The organism is Salinispora sp. CH2A1_6 (assembly GCF_056820975.1).
In genome coordinates, this window is record NZ_JBXEDG010000012.1 from 504,983 (window position 1) to 521,739 (window position 16,757).

Genomic DNA, 16,757 nt, shown 5'->3' on the forward strand with positions numbered 1-16,757 from the left:
GACATGGTTCACGGGGGCCCCGCCAGGACGTCGATGTCGTGGCGGAGCCCCCGTGACCAGAGACCGCGGGGTGTCGCGTCCGCATTCCTTGGGTGGGACCTGGGGAGGAACGACCACACCGATGAGGTTGGACCGGCGACACCCCGCGGGGCTTCTTCATGTTGTTTCCCGACCATATCCCTGATGTGCAGGACTTGTCGGAGAATTCAGTAAATCCTAGACAATCTACTAATCCAAGCCCACAGAACCGTCCATCCCACCCCGTTCAACGACCGCTGATCGCTGCGGTGACGCACCTTTGACCGCTCCGGTTACGCGCGTCGCCGTACTGCGGTCACCGTCGCTCGGTGAACTCGACGTAGGCTCCCCGCATGCGTATCGGAGCCCACGTCGATTCGTCCGACCCACTGGCGGAGGCGACCGCACGAGCCGCCGACACCGTGCAGTTCTTCCTCTCCGACCCGCAGGGCTGGAAGGCACCGAAGCCGCGGGCGGACGCCGACCGGCTACGCAGCGCCGAGGTGGATCTCTACGTGCACGCGCCATACGTGATCAACCTGGCCACGTTGAACAACCGGATCCGGATCCCCAGCCGCAAGCTCCTGCTCGCGCACGCCCGCGCCGCCGCCGCTGTCGGAGCCCGCGGCCTGATCGTGCACGGGGGCCACGTCAACGCCGGCGACGACCTCGCCACCGGCTTCGACAACTGGCGCAAGGCCTTCGCATACGCGGCGGAAGCCGGCGGCTTCGGCGTACCGGTGCTGATCGAGAACACCGCCGGCGGGACGAACGCCTGCGCCCGCCGGCTGGACGCGCTCGCCCGGCTCTGGGAGACGATCGGCGACCACGAGGTGGGCTTCTGCCTGGACACCTGCCACGCCTACGCGGGCGGTGAGGAATTGCTCGGGCTGGTTGACCGGATCAAGGCGATCACCGGGCGGATCGACCTGATCCACGCCAACAACTCCAAGGGCGCCTTCAACTCGGGCCAGGACCGACACGACAACCTGACCGGCGGCACGATCGACCCGGAACAGGTGGTGGCGGTGATCCGCGCGGCGGGCGCGCCGGTGGTGGTCGAGACCCCCGGCGGGGCGGACGGCCAAGCGGCCGACATCACCTTCCTCCGGGAGCAGCTCGGCGTGCCAGCCCCGACCGCATGACCACCGGACGCTCCGCCGGCACACCGCCACCGAATCCCGAGGCGGCCAGCACCGCCGGCAACCGAAAGCCCACGACCGACATGGACAAGCTCGACACCGACCCGGGTGACGCCAGGTCACCCGAGGATGGCGCCACGACCGCCGGCGCGGAGACCGCTACCCAGACCGCCAAGGCGCAGACCGCTGCTGGCGGCAGCGCCGCCGAGAAGGACCAGAAGGCCGGGAAGAACCAGAAGGCCGGGAAGGAGCAGAAGGCCGGGAAGGAGCAGAAGGCCGGGAAGGCCGAGGAGGAGAAGCGGGACCCGTTCGCCTCCTTCGGCCCCGCTCCGACGCCGGTGCCCACCCGTGTCGGTCGGGCAACCCGCGCCGTCGGCCGGTTTCTGGCGCACGAGTGGACCCTCGCGGCGCTCGGTTCGCTGGCCCTGGCCGTCGCGATGACCTGGCCGACGCTGCGCTACCCGCGCTACACCCTGCCCCAGGACTACTGGGATCCGAGCCTGCAGGCGTGGCAGATGGCCTGGTCCGGGCACGCGCTGTTGACGGACCCGGGCCGGCTGCTGCACTCCAACGCGTTCTTTCCGGAACGGTGGAGCTTCGCCTTCTCCGACACCCTGCTGGGGTACGCCCCGGCGGGGATGATCGGCACCGGCCCCGAAGCGGCCCTGCTTCGATACAACATCATGTTTGTGCTGGCCCACGCCCTCGCCACGTTCGGGGCGTACGTGCTGGCCCGGCAGTTAGGTTCGGGCCGGATCGGCGCCGCCGTCGCCGGAGTGTCCTACACCTACGCACCCTGGCTGCTCGCCCAGGCCGGGCACCTGCACGTCGTCTCCAACGGTGGTATCCCACTGGCGCTGGCGATGCTCGCCCGGGGGCACGGCTGGTCGCTGCGGCACGGCTACCGACCGGAGAAGCGACGGGTCGGTTGGGTCTACGCCGGGTGGCTGGTCGCCGCCTGGCAGCTGAGCCTCGGCTTCGGCATCGGGCTGCCGTTCGCGTACGTCCTCGCCGGGATCGGGCTGGTCGCCACGGTGACCTGGTTCCTGCGGCGCTGGGTCGTCCGCCCGGTGCGACGCCCCTTCGGTCGACGGCTGTTCACCGCCGACGTGGTCGGCGGGCTGATCTTCGCCGCGGTCGGCGTGCTCCTCGCGCTTCCCTACTTCACCGTCGCCGAGCTACATCCGCAGGCGGAGCGCACCGCCGGCGACCTCTCCTTGTTCTCCCCACCCGCGCGGGGCTTCCTCACCGCGCCGGCCGAGTCGCGGGTCTGGGGTGACCTACACGAGGGGGCTCGGGCGACGCTGCCCTGGCAGCCGGAGATGACGTTGCTGCCCGGGTACGTGCTCTACGCGCTCGCCCTGGGCGGCCTCTTCTTCTCGGTGTGGCGGGTCCGGCACCGGCTCCTGCTGCTGGCGGGGGTCGTGGTCAGCATGGTGCTGGCGATGGGCACCGCACTCTTCGACGGGCAGTACACCTTCGTGCCGCTCTTCGAGCACCTACCCGGCTGGAACGGCCTGCGTACGCCGGGCCGGCTGATGCTCTGGGCGACGCTGCTGCTCGGGCTGCTCGCGGCCGGTGCGGTGAGCGCCTTCGCCGGGCGGGTCCGGAAGATCTCCGCCGCCCGGATCCCTTCCTGGCCGAGCCCGTGGCTGCGGTTGGCCACGCTGCTGCCACTGCTGCTGGTGACCGTCGAGGGGCTGAACCGCACGCCGCACCCGGTCGTTCCGGTGCAGCCCGCGGCGATGCGCACGGTGGACGGCCCGCTGCTCGTGCTGCCAAGCGACCAGGGCCATGACCAGTCGGTCATGCTCTGGTCAACCACCCACTTCCAGGACATCGTCAACGGTGGGAGCGGCTTCACCCCGGCCCTGCTCGAGGAGGTGCGTCGGGTAACGGTCACGTTCCCCGACCAGGCCAGCGTCGACTACCTGCGCACCCTAGGCGTTCGCAACGTACTGATCCCCCGGGATCAGGTGGTCGGCACGCCCTGGGAGTTCAGCATCGACGCGCCGGTTGACCTGCTCGGCATCACCCGGGAGGAGATCGGCGACGTGGTCGTCTACCGCCTGTGACGGCGGCTAACGCCTCGAAAAACGGGCCGGTGCAGCCACGACGGTGGGAGCGGTGTAGATCTCCCGTGATCTTCTGCCAGTCCTTGCGGTTCGTGTAACGCAGGCTGGCCCGTCGGCGGGTCACGCTCCGTGGGTGGTTGCGGAGGGGCGGGTGGGGTCATGCCAGTTCAGCGAGCGCACAGGCTTGTCAAACTGCGACTGGAATTCAGTATGCTCGTGCCATGACTTCCGCACCGCCCTAGTGACGGTATGCCCCGCACACCGTCACTAGTCGTCGTTGCTCACCGGGAGTCTTTTTTCATGTCCGCCGAACGCGCGGGCACGTCTTACCGTGCCATCCTGTCCTTGCCCCATGCACTGCGGCTGTTCCTGCCCGCCACCACCGCCCGCCTCGCCTACGGCATCCTCCCGCTGGGGATGTTCTTCTCCATAGCCGACGCAAGCGGATCGCTCGGCGCCGCGGGAATCACCGCCGCAGCCCTCAACCTCACCGTCGTGCTCTTCGGCCCTTCGCGGGGCAGGCTCGTCGACCGGCTCGGACGCCGGATCCTTCCCGTCATGGCCGTCGGATACGCGCTGAGCACGGCCCTGCTCCTGGTGGCCGCTCACGCCGGGGCACCACTGCCGGTGTTGCTGGTGCTGGGGGCGTTGACCGGTGCCTGCCCGCCGCCGCTGGGGCCGACAATGCGCACCGCCTGGGCCGACCTCACGCCGGAGGGCCCGCTTCGGATACGCGCATTCAGTCTCGACGCCGTCGTCGAGGAACTGCTGTTCACCGCGGGCCCGTTACTGACCGGGTTGGCGATCGCCGTCGCCACTCCACAGGTGGCGGTGGTATTCGGGCTTTCCTTGATGATCGGCGGCGCGACGGTGTTCGGCTTCGGCCCGGCGACCCGCCCCGCCACAGTGCCCGTGACTGGCGGTGCAGCCGACGCGGCCGATGCACGTGGGGGGGTGCTGCGAACGCCTGGCTTCGCCCCGATGCTGATCACCCTGGCCGGTATCTTCTGCGCCCTCGGGCTCATCCACATCGCCATTCCGGTGACCGCCGCGCACGGTGGCAACCCCGCAGCCGCGGGCTGGCTGGTGGCCGGGCTATCAGCCGGCAGCGCCGCTGGCGGGCTGCTGTTCGGCCGCCGGACCTGGGCAACTCCGTTCGGCCTCCTCCTGCCGCGGCTCACGCTGCTGCTGGCCTGCCTGGTCGCCGCGTTGACCGTGGCCGGATCCGTCGAGGTGCTGGCGCTCGGGCTCGTGATGACCGGAGTGCTCATCTCTCCCAGCTTGATCATGGCTTACGCCCTGGCGGATGCGCTGGCCCCTCGATCATCCCCGACGCTGGCCTCGACTTGGGTGAGCGCTGCGGGCGGCGCTGGTGTCACCGCGGGCACAGCGTTGGCCGGGGTGCTCGCCGACCGGGTGCCCAGCTGGCAGCTCTACCTGCTAGCTGTGGTGGCGCTGCTGGCGACCGCAGCAGGCCCCGGTCGGCTGCTCGCCCGCCATCAGCGCGTCGCCGAACAGCCATCCCAGCGAACCCCGTGTGAGGCCACGCAATAGGTCGGTGGGTGCGGGGCGGGGCGGGCACAGGACTCGGTGATCATGGAGGTTCCTACCCCCAGTGGCCATCGGAACGGCTGTGCCCGCTGCCCCTCGACGGCTGAGCGACCCCTGTGGGACCAGTTCGCCGCGCTGCTACCCGCGCGGCTGGTTCTGCCCATAAGGAGACCTGTGACCGGTCACATCACTGCCGCTTTCGCGCGCTGTCTGGCCACCCAGGGGGCGTCCGGTGCGCCGTCGATGACCCCGCCGTCCGGGTCGTCGGGGTAGCTGGCCCGTACCGCGTCCTGCTCCGGCCGGAGGATCTCCTGGATGACCAGCACGCAGAGCACGACGACGGTGGTCAGCCGGAACGCGGCGGCCAGCACGAAGACGCCCTCGGGAAAGACCGGCGTGCCGGTGGAGGTGCCCAGCAGCTCGCCGTAGAAGGCCAGGAAGTAGCCGACCTCGGCGAGCTGCCAGGCCAGGAAGGCACCCCACCTGGGGCGGGCGAGTACGGCGAGAGGCAGCAGCCAGAGCACGAACTGCTGCGACCAGACCTTGCTGAAGATCAGGAAGGCGGCGACCACGAGGAAGGCGAGCTGGGCGAGGCGCGGGCGGCGCGGGGCCCGCAGGGCCAGCACGGCGATGCCGATGCAGGCCAGGAAGAACAGCGCGTACGCCAGGTTGTTCAGCACCGGAATGTTGTTGCTCAGCCACTCGAACGGGCCGGCGCCGGGCTCGCCGATCTTGCCGTCGAGGTATCGACCGATATACCAGAGGGTGCCCCAGTCGATCGGCCGCTCCGTGTTGAGCTCCAGGAACCGTCCCCAGTTGGTGGGGTAGCGCAGCGCGGTGCCGATATTCACCAGGACCAGCGCCACCGCACCCGTACCGATCGCGGTGAGTGCGGCCCGCAGCCGGCTACTTCGAACGGCCAGCAGCAGGATCGGCCAGAAGAGGAAGAGCGGCCAGAGTTTCGCGGCCCCGCCCAGGCCGAGTAGGAGGCCGGCCAGCGCGGGCTTGCGGCGCGCCCAGGCGAACAGGCCGAAGGCGGCCAGTCCGATGGCGAGAAAATCCCAGTTGACGGTGGCGGTGAGCAGCAACGCGGGGGCGAGCGCGAAGAGTGCCGCGTCCCAGGGTCGTCGACGCCGTAGCGCCAGGATCACCGCGACGGTGGCCACCGCCAGCGCCCCGAGCACCAGCGCGTTCAGGTTGTAGAACCACTGGGCCTGGTTCAGCCCGGGGTCCGCGCTGCCGAGCGCGTGCACCGGCAGGCCGAGGGCACCCATGAAGTAGCCGGTGAGTACCGGATACTCCACCGGGTGGTCCCGGTAGGGGACCTTGCCCTCGTTGAGCCCTTCGGCGTAGTAGAGGGCGAGCACGTCGGTGTAGCAGAAACGGGTGTACTGGACGTTGTTCGTCCAGGCGCCGTCCTGGCAGGGCGACTTCTGCACCCAGTGCAGGGCCATCGTCAGGCAGACCAGGGCCAGGACGATCCGGACGGCGGTCCAGAACCGACGCTCCCCGCCGACCGGCCGGTCCAGCGCGGTGGCGTGGTCGCCCAACGGGCCGCCGATCAGGCCGGAGACACCACGAACGAAGCCGTCGGAGCGGGACGGGTGATCCGGCGTGGCGGCGTTGTCCATACCACCCGTCGTCTGCGTCTTCATGACGTGCATCCTGCACTAGATCCGCGTTGCCGTCGTGCACCTGGATGGCGTTGAGACAGTTGGCCCGTACCGCACGGCCGGTCTGGACGTCGCCGACACCGCGCCGCCGCGCCCCACCTAGCGAGGTGGAAGGCGCGGCGGCGCGGTACGGCGTTCGCCGGCCCGGCTAGTCCCGCCCGGGTCGGTCGGTGCCTCCGTTCGGCGGTGGCGGGAACCCGATATCCCCACCGTTGCCGCCGCCGTTGTTGTTGTCACCGCCGTTGTTGTCGTTGTCGTCATTGTCGTTGTCACTGCAGAACAGGCCGAACGGGCCACAGTCCGGCTCCGGTGGCTTCGGCAGCTCGCCGTTGCCGGCCTTGTCGTCCCCGACACCGGTGATGCTCGGCAGGTCAGACTTGGGCGCGCCTTTCAGCGCCTCGTTCATGAACTTTTTCCACACATCAGCCGGCATGGTACTGCCGCCGATGTCTCTGCCGCTCTCGTACTTGATCGCACGGCTGTCGGACTTGTTGCTGCCGATCCAGATCGCGGTCGCCAGGTTGTCGTCGTAGCCGACCATCCAGGCGTTCGAGTTATGTTCGGTCCCGTCCAACTCCCAGGTGCCGGTCTTCCCGGCCGCCTCCCGCCCCCCGGAGAGGGCGTCCCCGTTTTCCTTCGGGATCTGCTTCAGGACCGCGGTCACCTCATCGGTGACCTCCTTGCGGATCCGTTGCTGCCCGTCTAGCTTCTCGCCGGTCCCGCGGACGACCTTCCACTCGCCGGTCGTCTCGTCCTTCTGCTCGACCTTGAGCACGAAGTGTGCCTGGTGAAAGACGCCGTCGTTCGCCAGCGTCGCGAGACCGTTGGCGTGGTCGAGAACGGTGATCGGGTACTGGCCATAGCCCACCACCCGGTCGAAATACTCCGGCGCCAGGTCCTCCGGCTTCTCCGCCAACAGGTTGTGGACCGTCTCCTTACTCTCGTTCCACATGGTGGTGATGCCCGCCTGCCGGGCCATGCCGACCACCTTGTCCTCGCCGATCTGCTCCGCCACGTGGAAGAACGGAACGTTGTATGACTTGACCGTCGACTCGTCCAGCGTGCAGGACTTGCCGCAAGTCTTACTGACGTCTCGGCCCGCGTTATAGATGCGGTTGTCGTAACCCTCCGGCGTGAAGGGCGTAGCGTCCCACCGCGAGTTGACGGAGATGCCGGCCTCGATGGCCGCCGCCAGGGTGTAGACCTTGAAGGACGAGGCGGGCGGATGACCGCCATAGAGCGTGCCGTTCTCGTCGGTGTTCTTGCCGGCATAGTCGGTATCGGCGCCGCTCTCCCCGCCGTAGTAGGCGAGCACCCGGCCGGTCTTGGGGTCCACGGCGACTCCGGCGGCCTGCAGGTTATCCGGCTCGCCGTTGAGGGGCGAGCCCTTCGCCTCCCTCCGGGCCGCATTCTCCATCGCGGTCTGCATCTTGTGGTCGATCGTCGTGGTGATCCGGTAGCCACCCGTGCGCAGCTCGTCAAAGCAGGACGGCCTACCCTCGGCCCCCGTGTTGGTGCAGAGCCCCCACTGCTCCATCTCCGCCCGCACGTAGTTGATGACGTTGCCGCGGGGGGTCGCCACACCGAAGCCGTTGCCCCCCTCGGCCAGCGGCTTCACCTCCGGATATTCGGTCGGCCGCTCCGCCGCGTCGAGCCAGCCCTCGGCCACCATCCCGTCGAGGACGTAGTCCCAGCGCGACTTCGCGTCCTCCGGGCTGGTCGCCGGGTCGTACCCGTTGTGGGTGGCGGTCTTCTCCGGCTGCTTGATGAGCCCTGCCAGCACCGCACCCTCACTGACGGTCAACTCGCTGGCGGGCTTGTGAAAGAAGGTCTGCGCCGCGGCCTCGACCCCGTAGGCGCCACGGCCGAAGTAGATCACGTTGAGATAGTTCTCCATGATCTTGTCCTTGCTGAACTCGTCGTTCAGCTTGGAGGCGAAGATCGCCTCCCGCACCTTTCGGGCGTAGGTGTCGTCCTCAAGGCTCTCGTAGGCGTTACGCGCGTACTGCTGCGTGATCGTGGATGCGCCCTGCCGGCTACCGCCGGTGAAGTTGTTCCAGGCGGCCCGGGCGATGCCCTTGTAGTCGACGCCCGAGTGCCGGTAGAAGTTCCGGTCCTCGGCCGCGGCGACCGCGTCCCGGACGTGCTGCGGCATCTGGCTGATGGTGACCAACGTGCGGTTCTCGTTACCGAGCTTCGCGACCAGGCCCTCGCCGTCACTCGTGTAGACCGTCGTCGACTGCGGAAGTGGGATCTGATCGGGCAGGACGACGTTGGTGGAGAAGTAGGTGAAGCCGACGACGCCCAACCCGGCGAGCATGATGAAGACCGCGAACGAGGCGATCAACATGTTCGCCCGCTTCCGCTTCTTCGCCCGCGCGGCGTTCGGGTCACGGCCACCATTGCGGGATCGGCCCGACCCACCCGGGCCACCGGGACCACCGCCGGCCGGCGCGACGCCGGCCCGCGCCACCGAGGCCCGGCCCCCGGCCGCTGCGGCGCCGGCTCGGGCCCGCCCCGCGGACGCCGACCCTACGGACGCCGACCCAACGGGCGCCGAACCAACCGAGGCCGAACCAACCGAGGCCGAACCAACCGAGGCCGAACCAACGGAGGCTGAACCAACCGATGCCGAGCCGCTCGCGGCGCCGACGCTTGCGCGCCCGGCGGAGCCGCCCGGCGCCGGGGATACCGGCACGGAGGCGCGACCGGGACCAGCGGGCGCCGGCACCGAAGCGCGACCCGGCCCACCGGATCCTGGCACCGAAGCGCGACCCGGGCTACCGGAGGCCGGCACCGAAGCGCGGCCGGCCCGACCGACCGAGGCCGATCCGGCGGTGCCCTGGGCGGGGACGGATGCCGAGCCACCAACCGAGGCCCGGCCGCTGGACGCACCGCCCCGGGGTGTCACCGAGGCGCGGCCCGCTGTTCCCTCCGGTGCGGCCGACTGGCCGCGCGCCGCACCATCGGGGGCGCGGTACGCGTCGTCGGCCCGCCCGGGGACGCCGTGCTGACCCGGTATCTGGGCCCGCCCGCGCGAGGAGCTGGGGTCGCCGTACGAGTTCATTCTTCACACCCTGCCGGTCGCGGTGGGGCGCTGCCGCGCCACCACCGGGTTGCCGTGAGTTGCGGCACCAGGTGCTCCGACGCGGTCACGTCAGAGACAAAGGTGCCTATTTGCCAATCAAGCGGGCTAATCGGACTATCAGGCCATCGATCGGTCTGGGGGATGGCCCGCGGGGCCGAAGCGACCGATCGTCCTGACGTCACCGTTGCGCCTCTCGCCTCCGTTGCCCGTCCGGGGCATCCGTTGGGGGCACCCCGCCCGCTGCGACCTGCTCCGGCCCGTTCTCCGCCAGCCCGTCCCGCCCGAGCAGATACTGCTCGATGAGATGGTTCCAGTCGCACCCAAGGCACACTTCTACCACGAAGACCTGAAACTCACGCAGCGTCATCGCCAGCGCGGGCAGCTCCACCAGCCTCCGAGCCTGACCGGCGGACTGTCGGAGTTCATCGCCGTAAATGTAGTGCACGCGCGTCAGGTTCTCACTCCGACAGATCGGGCACCGCTCGTCGGTCGGCTCGCCGTGGAACCGGGCCGCGTTCTTCAGGTAGGGCGAGGCATCGCAGAGGTCGTCCGGGCCGACCCGGTTGGCCAGGAGGTCCCGCAACGCCGCCCGCTTCCGGAGCGAGTAGTCGACCACCTGACGCTGCGTACGCATGAGCACGAGGGTACGCGGTGCCACCCCACCCGGCGACCGGGGTAACTACCTGTAATCGAGACACGGCGGTGCGGGGTTTGCCCCACCTGCGGCGATCCGCTAGCGTGTCGATGTATCGGCCCGATACATCGTCGTGGTTAGTGCTCGGATGAGCAGGGTAAGGAGGAGGGCAGTGCTCGAATTCGCCATCCTCGGTCTCCTGCAGGAGGCACCGATGCACGGTTATGAGCTCCGCAAGGAGCTCACCGCGAAGCTCGGCGCCATCCGGGCGGCGATCAGCTACGGAACCCTCTACCCAACCCTGCGCCGCCTACAGGCGGCCGGGTGGATCACCGAGGCCAACGAGACACCCACCGCCTCGGATGTTCCCGCGCTGACCAGCCGACGAGGCCGCGTGGTCTACGAGATCACCGCGGAGGGCAAGGAACGGTTCGCCCAACTCATCGCCCAAGCCGGGCCCGAGACGTATGACGACACCGGTTTCGGTGTGCACTTCGCGTTCTTCGCCCGCACCGACCAGGCAACCCGACTTCGCATCCTGGAGGGTCGCCGTCGCAAGATCGAGGAGCGCCGCGAAGGGCTCCGCGACGTGCTTGGTCGCGCCGCCGAGCGGCTCGACGCGTACACCATGGAACTGCAGCGCCACGGCCTGGAGGCCTGTGAGCGTGAGGTCCGCTGGCTGGAGGAGCTCATCGCCAACGAGCGCTCCGGCCGTGCCCCGACAGCCCCGACCACCGGGGCCGCCGGCGGTCGACCAGAAGACAACAGCCCGCCTGCGCCTGGCGAGTCCAGGGAAGAGCGGCCGTGATGAAGGAGAAGGAGGCAGACGCTATGGGCTCCGTCCGCGTCGCCATCGTCGGTGTCGGTAACTGCGCCTCGTCCCTCGTGCAGGGCGTGGAGTACTACCGGAACGCCGACCCGAACGACCGCGTCCCGGGTCTCATGCACGTCACCTTCGGCGACTACCACGTCTCGGACGTGGAGTTCGTCGCGGCGTTCGATGTGGACGCCAAGAAGGTGGGCATGGACCTCGCTGAGGCGATCGTCGCCAGCGAGAACAACACCATCAAGCTGTGCGACGTACCCCCGACCGGGGTGACCGTGCAGCGTGGCCCGACGTTCGACGGTCTCGGCCAGTACTACCGCGAGATCATCGAGGAGTCCGACGCCAAGCCGGTGGACGTGGCCGAGGCGCTGCGCGCGGCCAAGGTCGATGTGGTCGTGGCCTACCTGCCGGTGGGCTCCGAGGAGGCCGACAAGTTCTACGCGCAGGCCGCGATCGACGCCGGCTGCGCCTTCGTCAACGCCCTCCCGGTCTTCATCGCCTCCGACCCGGTCTGGGCGAAGAAGTTCGAGGACGCGGGCCTGCCGATCGTCGGCGACGACATCAAGAGCCAGGTCGGTGCCACCATCGTGCACCGCGCGCTGGCGAAGCTGTTCGAGGACCGTGGCGTCGAGCTGCTGCGCACGTACCAGCTCAACTTCGGCGGCAACATGGACTTCATGAACATGTTGGAGCGCAACCGCCTGGTCTCCAAGAAGATCTCGAAGACCCAGTCGGTGACCTCCCAGGTGCCGCACGAGATGGCCAAGAGCGACGTGCACATCGGCCCCTCGGACCACGTGCCGTGGCTGGACGACCGCAAGTGGGCCTACATCCGCCTGGAGGGCCGCTCCTTCGGTGACACCCCGCTCAACGCGGAGCTGAAGCTCGAGGTGTGGGACTCGCCGAACTCCGCCGGCGTCATCATCGACGCGGTCCGGGCCGCGAAGATCGCCCTGGACCGGAAGATCGGCGGCCCGATCCTGTCGGCGTCGTCGTACTTCATGAAGTCCCCGCCGGTGCAGTACGCCGACTCCGACGCGCACGCCGCCGTCGAGGAGTTCATCGCCGGCGAGATCGAGCGCTGACGTTCTGACGCACCGCGAGGGGGTGGGGCCGGCTGGGCCCACCCCCTCGCCGCTATCAACAGCCCAATCGGCGCCCATCAGCGAGCTTCGCCCAGATCAGAGCTCCTGGTACATCACGTGCAGACCGACCCGACCGAAGGTCGGGTGAGCGAACGCGCCCGGCACCGTACCGACGATACGGAAGCCGAGCCGCTCGTACACCGACACCGCGGTCCGGTTCGACGCGGCAACGGCGTTGAACTGCATGCCGGCGTACCCGCGCTGTTGAGCCCAGTCCAGCGCGAAGCGGCACAACGCGGTGCCGACCCCCTGCCCGCGGGCACCGGCGGCCACGATGAAGCTGGCCGTGCAGACATGCGACCCGGGTCCCGCCCGATTCGTGCCCATCTTGGCGCTGCCCAGGACCCGCCCATGCGTGACCGCGACGACGGTCAACCCCGGTGACGGGTCGATCCACACCTCACGCGCCTCGTCCAGGGAGAGGTTCGGGTCGTACGTGAACGTCTCCTGAGCCCGTACGACTTCCCGGAGTATCGGCCAGACCTGCGGCCAGTCCGCTTCCTGGAACTCACGAATCGTCATCGGGTGTTGGTCACCTCCTCCTGAAACCGGCAGAACGCCCCAAAGACACCCGTTGGCCGGCACCCGAACCGGGTGCCGGCCAACAGTTTCTGTCCCCTTGTGGGTTAGGTCTATGGGATTTGGGTCAGCTGGTCCAGTGCTCGGCCACCAGGTCGGCGGCCTGGGTCTCCCACTGGGCGTAGTGGAACGGGAACGCCGACACCTGGACCTTCTGCGCGGCCTCGGTCAACGGAAGTTCCTGCCAACCCTCGACCTGCTTGAGCCCGTTGAGGAAGGCGGTGGTGGAGTACTCGGGGTCGGTAATCTGCTCCACACTGCCCCAACCGGACGACGGGCGCTGCTGGAACAGGCCCTGCGAGTCGTGGTCGTTACGCGCACCCAGGTGACCCAGGTTCTCCAGCTTCGACTCCTGCAAGCTGGTAGCAATCGCCACCACCGCGGCCCGCTCATCCATCCCGGCCTTCTTCGTAGCCTCGATAATCGCCTTCACGTTGCCGGTCTGCTCGCCACCCAGGTCGATCCGCGACTGCTCACCCTGCGTGCCGTGCGGGATCAGCGTGTCCATGTCCGGCTTCTCCGCCGGCACCGCAGCCGCCGGGGTGGTCGCGGCCGCCGACGTGCTCGGGGTGGGGGTGGGGGTGGAAGCGGTGATGGTGTCGAAGGTCTGCGGGCCAGCGACCACACCGGCACCGAAGGCCAGACCAGCAATACCAAGTGCACTACGAAGCATGATCGTGTTCATGAGTGTTGCTCCATTCGGGGGTCGACACCCACACGCACCCGAAGGGGGTCGGGAGCGGGGTGCAAGCACCGTCCGGCGCTCAAAGAACCAAGGGATAGGTCGGCGACCGCGGTCTCGTCGGGACACGCACGGCGCCGGGTCCAGGTGTAACGACCGGCCGGCCACCACCATTCCCGGCGGCCGTCCCCGCTTACGGCGGGGCACTTCCTCGGTCGTACGCATGGTGTAACGCCCCAGCGCTCGCCACGATTCCGCCCCCACCATGACCCCGGTCACGCACCGATCAGGCATATACCGGACAGACGACCCCCGAGATCAGGGGGCATCGACCTCATTGGTGGCCTTCCCGGCGCACCCTTCGGCGGTCGGTGTCCGGACGCGGACGTTTGGTCGATTCGAGCATCGCCGGGCGTTTCTCAGCCGGTCCAGGAGATCGGTCACCGATGATACTTTCGTTCGGTTTTGCGCAGCACTGTCCGCTCGGAGGTAGGAATGATGCCGGAAATTCGCCGGTGGGTAGTCCGGGACACCGACGCGCGCCGGGCGGGACGCACCGTGGCCGGCTGGTTCTTCCTCGCGCTGGCGGTGACTGTGACACAGGTGACCAGCGGGTGGCCTGCCCTCGCGCAGCAGCAGCCCGCCGCGTCCAGCGCGATGTCGGAGACCGTCCTCGCCTGGGGAGGAAATGGCCGGGGCGAGCTCGGCAACGGCACCACCACCGACAGCTCCGTCCCCGTGGAAGCGGAGTTACCGGCCAACACCACGGTCACCGCCATCGCCGCCGGCAACGGCCACAGCCTGGCGTTGACCTCCGTTGGTGCCGTCCTTGCCTGGGGCGAGAACCTCTCCGGCGAGCTGGGCGACGGCACCAACACCAACCGCAACACCCCGGTCGTGGTCAACCTCCCCACGAACACCACGGTCACCGCCATCGCCGCCGGCTACAACCACAGCCTGGCGTTGACCTCCGATGGCGCCGTCCTCGCCTGGGGCTACAACTTTTTCGGCCAGTTGGGCGACGGCACCAACACCAACCGCAACACCCCGGTGGAGGTGGACCTACCGACCGGCACCACCATCACCTCCATCGCCGCCGGCGCCGTCCACAGCCTGGCGATAACCACGGCCGGCACCACCCTCGCCTGGGGCGGTAACTACTCGGGCCAACTGGGCGACGGCACCACCGACAACAGGAACACCCCGGTGGAGGTGGACCTACCGACCGGCACCACCATCACCTCCATCGCCGCCGGCGGCGTCCACAGCCTGGCGGCAACCTCCACCGGCACCGCCCTCGCCTGGGGCAGTAACAACTACGGCGAGCTGGGCGATGGCACCAACACCGACCGCAACGTTCCGGTGGCCGTCATTCTCCCCGCGAGCACCACGGTCACCGCCATCACCGCCAGCGCCATCCACAGCCTGGCGATGACCTCCACCGGCACCGCCCTCGCCTGGGGCTACAACTACTACGGCCAACTGGGCGACGGCACCACCACCAACCGCAACACCCCAGTGACCGTCAACCTGCCGACCGGCACCACGCTCACCACCATCGCCGCTGGTGGTGGCCACAGCCTGGCGATGACCTCCACCGGCACCGCCCTCGCCTGGGGCTACAACTACTACGGCCAACTGGGCGACGGCACCACCAATCACCGCAACACCCCAGTGAACGTCAACCTGCCGATCGACACCGCCATCGTCACCATCATCGCCGGCAACGACCACGGCATGGCCCTCATCGAACCACCAAGCTCCACCACCACGCTGGAGGTCGCACCGCGGAACCCGGAACCGGATCAGGACGTCACTCTCACCGCCACCGTCACCTGCACCACCGACGCCCCCACCGGAACCATCACCTTCCGAAACGGCAGCAGTGACCTCCACACCGTGCCCCTGGACGGCACCAACACCGCCGCCCACACGACCAGGCTCCCGGCCGGCACCCACACCCTCACCGCCCACTTCACCAGCACCAACACCTGCCCCAGCGGCCAGTCGGAGGCCACCACCATCACCATCGACACACCCACCAGCCCCAGCCCCGGCGAGCCCGGCGACCCTGGCGACGCCGGCGGCCTCCCCATCACCGGCCCAAGTCTGCCCACCACCGTCGGCGTCGCCGCCCTGCTCCTCCTCATCGGCACCGCCCTCATCCACCTCGCCCGCCGGCGCCGAACACACCACCCGCACTGAGCGAGCCGTCGTTGGCCGGCGCCTCAGCGCTACCTCTCCTCCTGGGTGAGTCGGTCACGCAGATCGCCCGGATGACCTACTTCGGCGTTCACGCCGAGCGCTGCCAAGAAGCCGCGCTCCACACGGTTCCTTCGACGCCTTCCGTATGCGCCGGCCCTACCCGCCAGCCGGCTGCATCGCCACTGCCGCCGGCAGCATCGTGGTCGAGGGAGACAAGGCACACTCACTCTTTCAGCGCTACGATCGACTGCGCAGCGCGGCCCTACACAATGGGGCCGTGCAGCGGTTCCTCTTTGATCTGGAAGCACGCCTGGAGTGAGCATGGCGGCGAAGACCTGGGTCCACTCGATCGAGCCGAGCAGGGTCGCCTGGCACGTCAGCACCCGCAGCGGCAACGGTGGCGGCAACTGTGTCGAGGCGGGGCCGGTGCTCGATGGGAGCAGGCGGGTCGCCGTACGCGACAGCAAGGACCGCTCCGGCCCGGTCCTCGGCTTCTCCGCCACCAGCTGGACCGACTTCCTCACCGGCCTACGGTCCGGCACCCTGACCGGCTAGCCCGCCGCCGACCAGCTTCGCCGAAGGGCCACACCGGCCTCCAACTCCAACAGCTTCACCTTCCGGTCGAGCCCGCCACCGAAGCCGACCAGTTTGCCGCCGGAGCCGACGATCCGGTGGCAGGGCACGATCACCGGCACCGGGTTCCGGTTGCATGCCACGCCGACCGCCCGCGCCGCCGAGACGTCGCCGAGCCGCCGGGCCACCTCCCCGTAGGTGAGCGTCTCCCCGTAGGGAATGGCGGTCATCTCCCGCCACACCGCCCGCTCGAACTCCGAACCCCGGGGGATTCGCACCGGCACGGTGAAGGCGGTCAGCTCACCGGCGAAGTAGGCCCGCAGCTCGGCGACGGCGCGGGCCGAGAGGTCGTCGGCTGGTTCGTCGGCAGCCTCGGTGACCCGCGCGAAGTGCGCTCCGCACACGGTCTCACCGTCGGTGGCCAGGGAGAACTCGCCGATCGGCGAGTCGAGCACGGTCCAGCGCATCCGCCTATTCTCCTTCGCCGGTACGACAAACGGGGGGGGGGGGGGGGGGGGGGGGGGGGGGGGGGGGGGGGGGGGGGGGGGGGGGGGGGGGGGGGGGGG

The 16,757-nt window shown here is 69.2% G+C and carries 14 protein-coding genes and 1 pseudogene; 9 read left to right on the forward strand and 6 right to left on the reverse strand.

The window, feature by feature from the left end; all coding sequences use genetic code 11:
* Window positions 1-371: 371 nt before the first annotated feature.
* The 3 genes from AC1UKG_RS17960 to AC1UKG_RS17970 all read left to right on the forward strand — a co-directional run bounded on the left by AC1UKG_RS17960 (window position 372) and on the right by AC1UKG_RS17970 (window position 4,789).
* Window positions 372-1,163: a deoxyribonuclease IV gene (locus AC1UKG_RS17960; RefSeq protein ID WP_018745588.1), complete on the forward strand. Its 792-nt coding sequence runs from the start codon at window positions 372-374 to the stop codon at window positions 1,161-1,163.
* Window positions 1,160-3,235 (forward strand): hypothetical protein, encoded by a 2,076-nt coding sequence (locus tag AC1UKG_RS17965; RefSeq protein ID WP_482642824.1) that lies wholly within the window; start codon window positions 1,160-1,162, stop codon window positions 3,233-3,235. Before AC1UKG_RS17960 ends, AC1UKG_RS17965 begins: the two co-directional genes overlap by 4 nt.
* 345 nt (window positions 3,236-3,580) lie before the next feature.
* Complete coding sequence (locus AC1UKG_RS17970; RefSeq protein ID WP_475891271.1) at window positions 3,581-4,789, forward strand: MFS transporter; 1,209 nt, start codon at window positions 3,581-3,583, stop codon at window positions 4,787-4,789.
* Between the two features lie 179 nt (window positions 4,790-4,968).
* Here AC1UKG_RS17970 and AC1UKG_RS17975 read toward each other — a convergent pair whose 3' ends face one another.
* Both AC1UKG_RS17975 and AC1UKG_RS17980 read right to left on the reverse strand, forming a co-directional pair.
* Entirely contained in the window at window positions 4,969-6,450 is a 1,482-nt protein-coding gene (locus tag AC1UKG_RS17975) for a glycosyltransferase family 87 protein (protein ID WP_482642823.1), read from the reverse strand.
* Between the two features lie 157 nt (window positions 6,451-6,607).
* A complete protein-coding gene (locus tag AC1UKG_RS17980; RefSeq protein ID WP_475891268.1) occupies window positions 6,608-8,809 on the reverse strand; it encodes a transglycosylase domain-containing protein in 2,202 nt (733 codons plus the stop codon).
* Here AC1UKG_RS17980 and AC1UKG_RS17985 point away from each other — a divergent pair.
* Window positions 8,781-9,473 carry a hypothetical protein gene (locus AC1UKG_RS17985; RefSeq protein WP_475891274.1) on the forward strand — a complete coding sequence of 231 codons (693 nt, stop codon included), beginning with the start codon at window positions 8,781-8,783 and terminating at the stop codon, window positions 9,471-9,473. The genes AC1UKG_RS17980 and AC1UKG_RS17985 overlap by 29 nt on opposite strands.
* A 252-nt stretch (window positions 9,474-9,725) precedes the next feature.
* On the opposite strand, the gene AC1UKG_RS17990 is transcribed toward AC1UKG_RS17985, so the two are convergent.
* Entirely contained in the window at window positions 9,726-10,181 is a 456-nt protein-coding gene (locus AC1UKG_RS17990) for a DUF5318 domain-containing protein (RefSeq protein ID WP_026271517.1), read from the reverse strand.
* Between the two features lie 172 nt (window positions 10,182-10,353).
* Here AC1UKG_RS17990 and AC1UKG_RS17995 point away from each other — a divergent pair, with 172 nt between their 5' ends.
* Window positions 10,354-10,989 carry a PadR family transcriptional regulator gene (locus AC1UKG_RS17995; protein ID WP_018745595.1) on the forward strand — a complete coding sequence of 212 codons (636 nt, stop codon included), beginning with the start codon at window positions 10,354-10,356 and terminating at the stop codon, window positions 10,987-10,989.
* Window positions 10,990-11,012: 23 nt separating this feature from the next.
* The gene (locus AC1UKG_RS18000) at window positions 11,013-12,092 is read left to right on the forward strand and encodes an inositol-3-phosphate synthase (protein WP_018733626.1); all 1,080 of its coding nucleotides are present in this window, start codon (window positions 11,013-11,015) and stop codon (window positions 12,090-12,092) included.
* Between the two features lie 96 nt (window positions 12,093-12,188).
* Here the strand turns inward: AC1UKG_RS18000 and AC1UKG_RS18005 are convergent, their stop codons facing one another.
* Together AC1UKG_RS18005 and AC1UKG_RS18010 are read right to left on the reverse strand one after the other, a co-directional pair.
* Window positions 12,189-12,674: a GNAT family N-acetyltransferase gene (locus AC1UKG_RS18005; RefSeq protein WP_018814590.1), complete on the reverse strand. Its 486-nt coding sequence runs from the start codon at window positions 12,672-12,674 to the stop codon at window positions 12,189-12,191.
* A 124-nt stretch (window positions 12,675-12,798) separates the two neighbouring features.
* The gene (locus tag AC1UKG_RS18010) at window positions 12,799-13,416 is read right to left on the reverse strand and encodes a hypothetical protein (protein WP_018745597.1); all 618 of its coding nucleotides are present in this window, start codon (window positions 13,414-13,416) and stop codon (window positions 12,799-12,801) included.
* Window positions 13,417-13,908: 492 nt separating this feature from the next.
* Here AC1UKG_RS18010 and AC1UKG_RS18015 point away from each other — a divergent pair, with 492 nt between their 5' ends.
* The 3 genes and pseudogenes from AC1UKG_RS18015 (at window position 13,909) to AC1UKG_RS18025 (ending at window position 16,173) form a co-directional block, all read left to right on the forward strand.
* Window positions 13,909-15,618: an RCC1 domain-containing protein gene (locus AC1UKG_RS18015; RefSeq protein WP_482642822.1), complete on the forward strand. Its 1,710-nt coding sequence runs from the start codon at window positions 13,909-13,911 to the stop codon at window positions 15,616-15,618.
* Between the two features lie 115 nt (window positions 15,619-15,733).
* Window positions 15,734-15,937 (forward strand): annotated as a pseudogene (locus AC1UKG_RS18020) (XRE family transcriptional regulator); the annotation flags it as partial.
* 2 nt (window positions 15,938-15,939) lie between these two features.
* Window positions 15,940-16,173, forward strand: coding sequence for a DUF397 domain-containing protein (locus AC1UKG_RS18025; protein WP_018815720.1), 234 nt, complete (start codon window positions 15,940-15,942; stop codon window positions 16,171-16,173).
* Here AC1UKG_RS18025 and AC1UKG_RS18030 read toward each other — a convergent pair.
* On the reverse strand, window positions 16,170-16,658 hold the full coding sequence (locus AC1UKG_RS18030) for a methylated-DNA--[protein]-cysteine S-methyltransferase (protein WP_018741845.1): 489 nt from the start codon (window positions 16,656-16,658) through the stop codon (window positions 16,170-16,172). The two genes, AC1UKG_RS18025 and AC1UKG_RS18030, sit on opposite strands and share 4 nt — an antisense overlap.
* Between the last annotated feature and the right edge of the window lie 99 nt (window positions 16,659-16,757).

What these genes read in the sequence shown, in the direction of transcription:
- AC1UKG_RS17975 (WP_482642823.1), bottom strand. Translation starts at nt 6,450, where the DNA reads ATGCACGTCATGAAGACGCAGACGACGGGTGGTATGGACAACGCCGCC.
- AC1UKG_RS17980 (WP_475891268.1), bottom strand. Translation starts at nt 8,809, where the DNA reads ATGTTGATCGCCTCGTTCGCGGTCTTCATCATGCTCGCCGGGTTGGGC.
- AC1UKG_RS18015 (WP_482642822.1), top strand. Translation starts at nt 13,909, where the DNA reads ATGATGCCGGAAATTCGCCGGTGGGTAGTCCGGGACACCGACGCGCGC.
- AC1UKG_RS17985 (WP_475891274.1), top strand. Translation starts at nt 8,781, where the DNA reads ATGAAGACCGCGAACGAGGCGATCAACATGTTCGCCCGCTTCCGCTTC.
- AC1UKG_RS17990 (WP_026271517.1), bottom strand. Translation starts at nt 10,181, where the DNA reads ATGCGTACGCAGCGTCAGGTGGTCGACTACTCGCTCCGGAAGCGGGCG.
- AC1UKG_RS18025 (WP_018815720.1), top strand. Translation starts at nt 15,940, where the DNA reads ATGGCGGCGAAGACCTGGGTCCACTCGATCGAGCCGAGCAGGGTCGCC.
- AC1UKG_RS18010 (WP_018745597.1), bottom strand. Translation starts at nt 13,416, where the DNA reads ATGAACACGATCATGCTTCGTAGTGCACTTGGTATTGCTGGTCTGGCC.
- AC1UKG_RS18000 (WP_018733626.1), top strand. Translation starts at nt 11,013, where the DNA reads ATGGGCTCCGTCCGCGTCGCCATCGTCGGTGTCGGTAACTGCGCCTCG.
- AC1UKG_RS18030 (WP_018741845.1), bottom strand. Translation starts at nt 16,658, where the DNA reads ATGCGCTGGACCGTGCTCGACTCGCCGATCGGCGAGTTCTCCCTGGCC.
- AC1UKG_RS18005 (WP_018814590.1), bottom strand. Translation starts at nt 12,674, where the DNA reads ATGACGATTCGTGAGTTCCAGGAAGCGGACTGGCCGCAGGTCTGGCCG.
- AC1UKG_RS17960 (WP_018745588.1), top strand. Translation starts at nt 372, where the DNA reads ATGCGTATCGGAGCCCACGTCGATTCGTCCGACCCACTGGCGGAGGCG.
- AC1UKG_RS17965 (WP_482642824.1), top strand. Translation starts at nt 1,160, where the DNA reads ATGACCACCGGACGCTCCGCCGGCACACCGCCACCGAATCCCGAGGCG.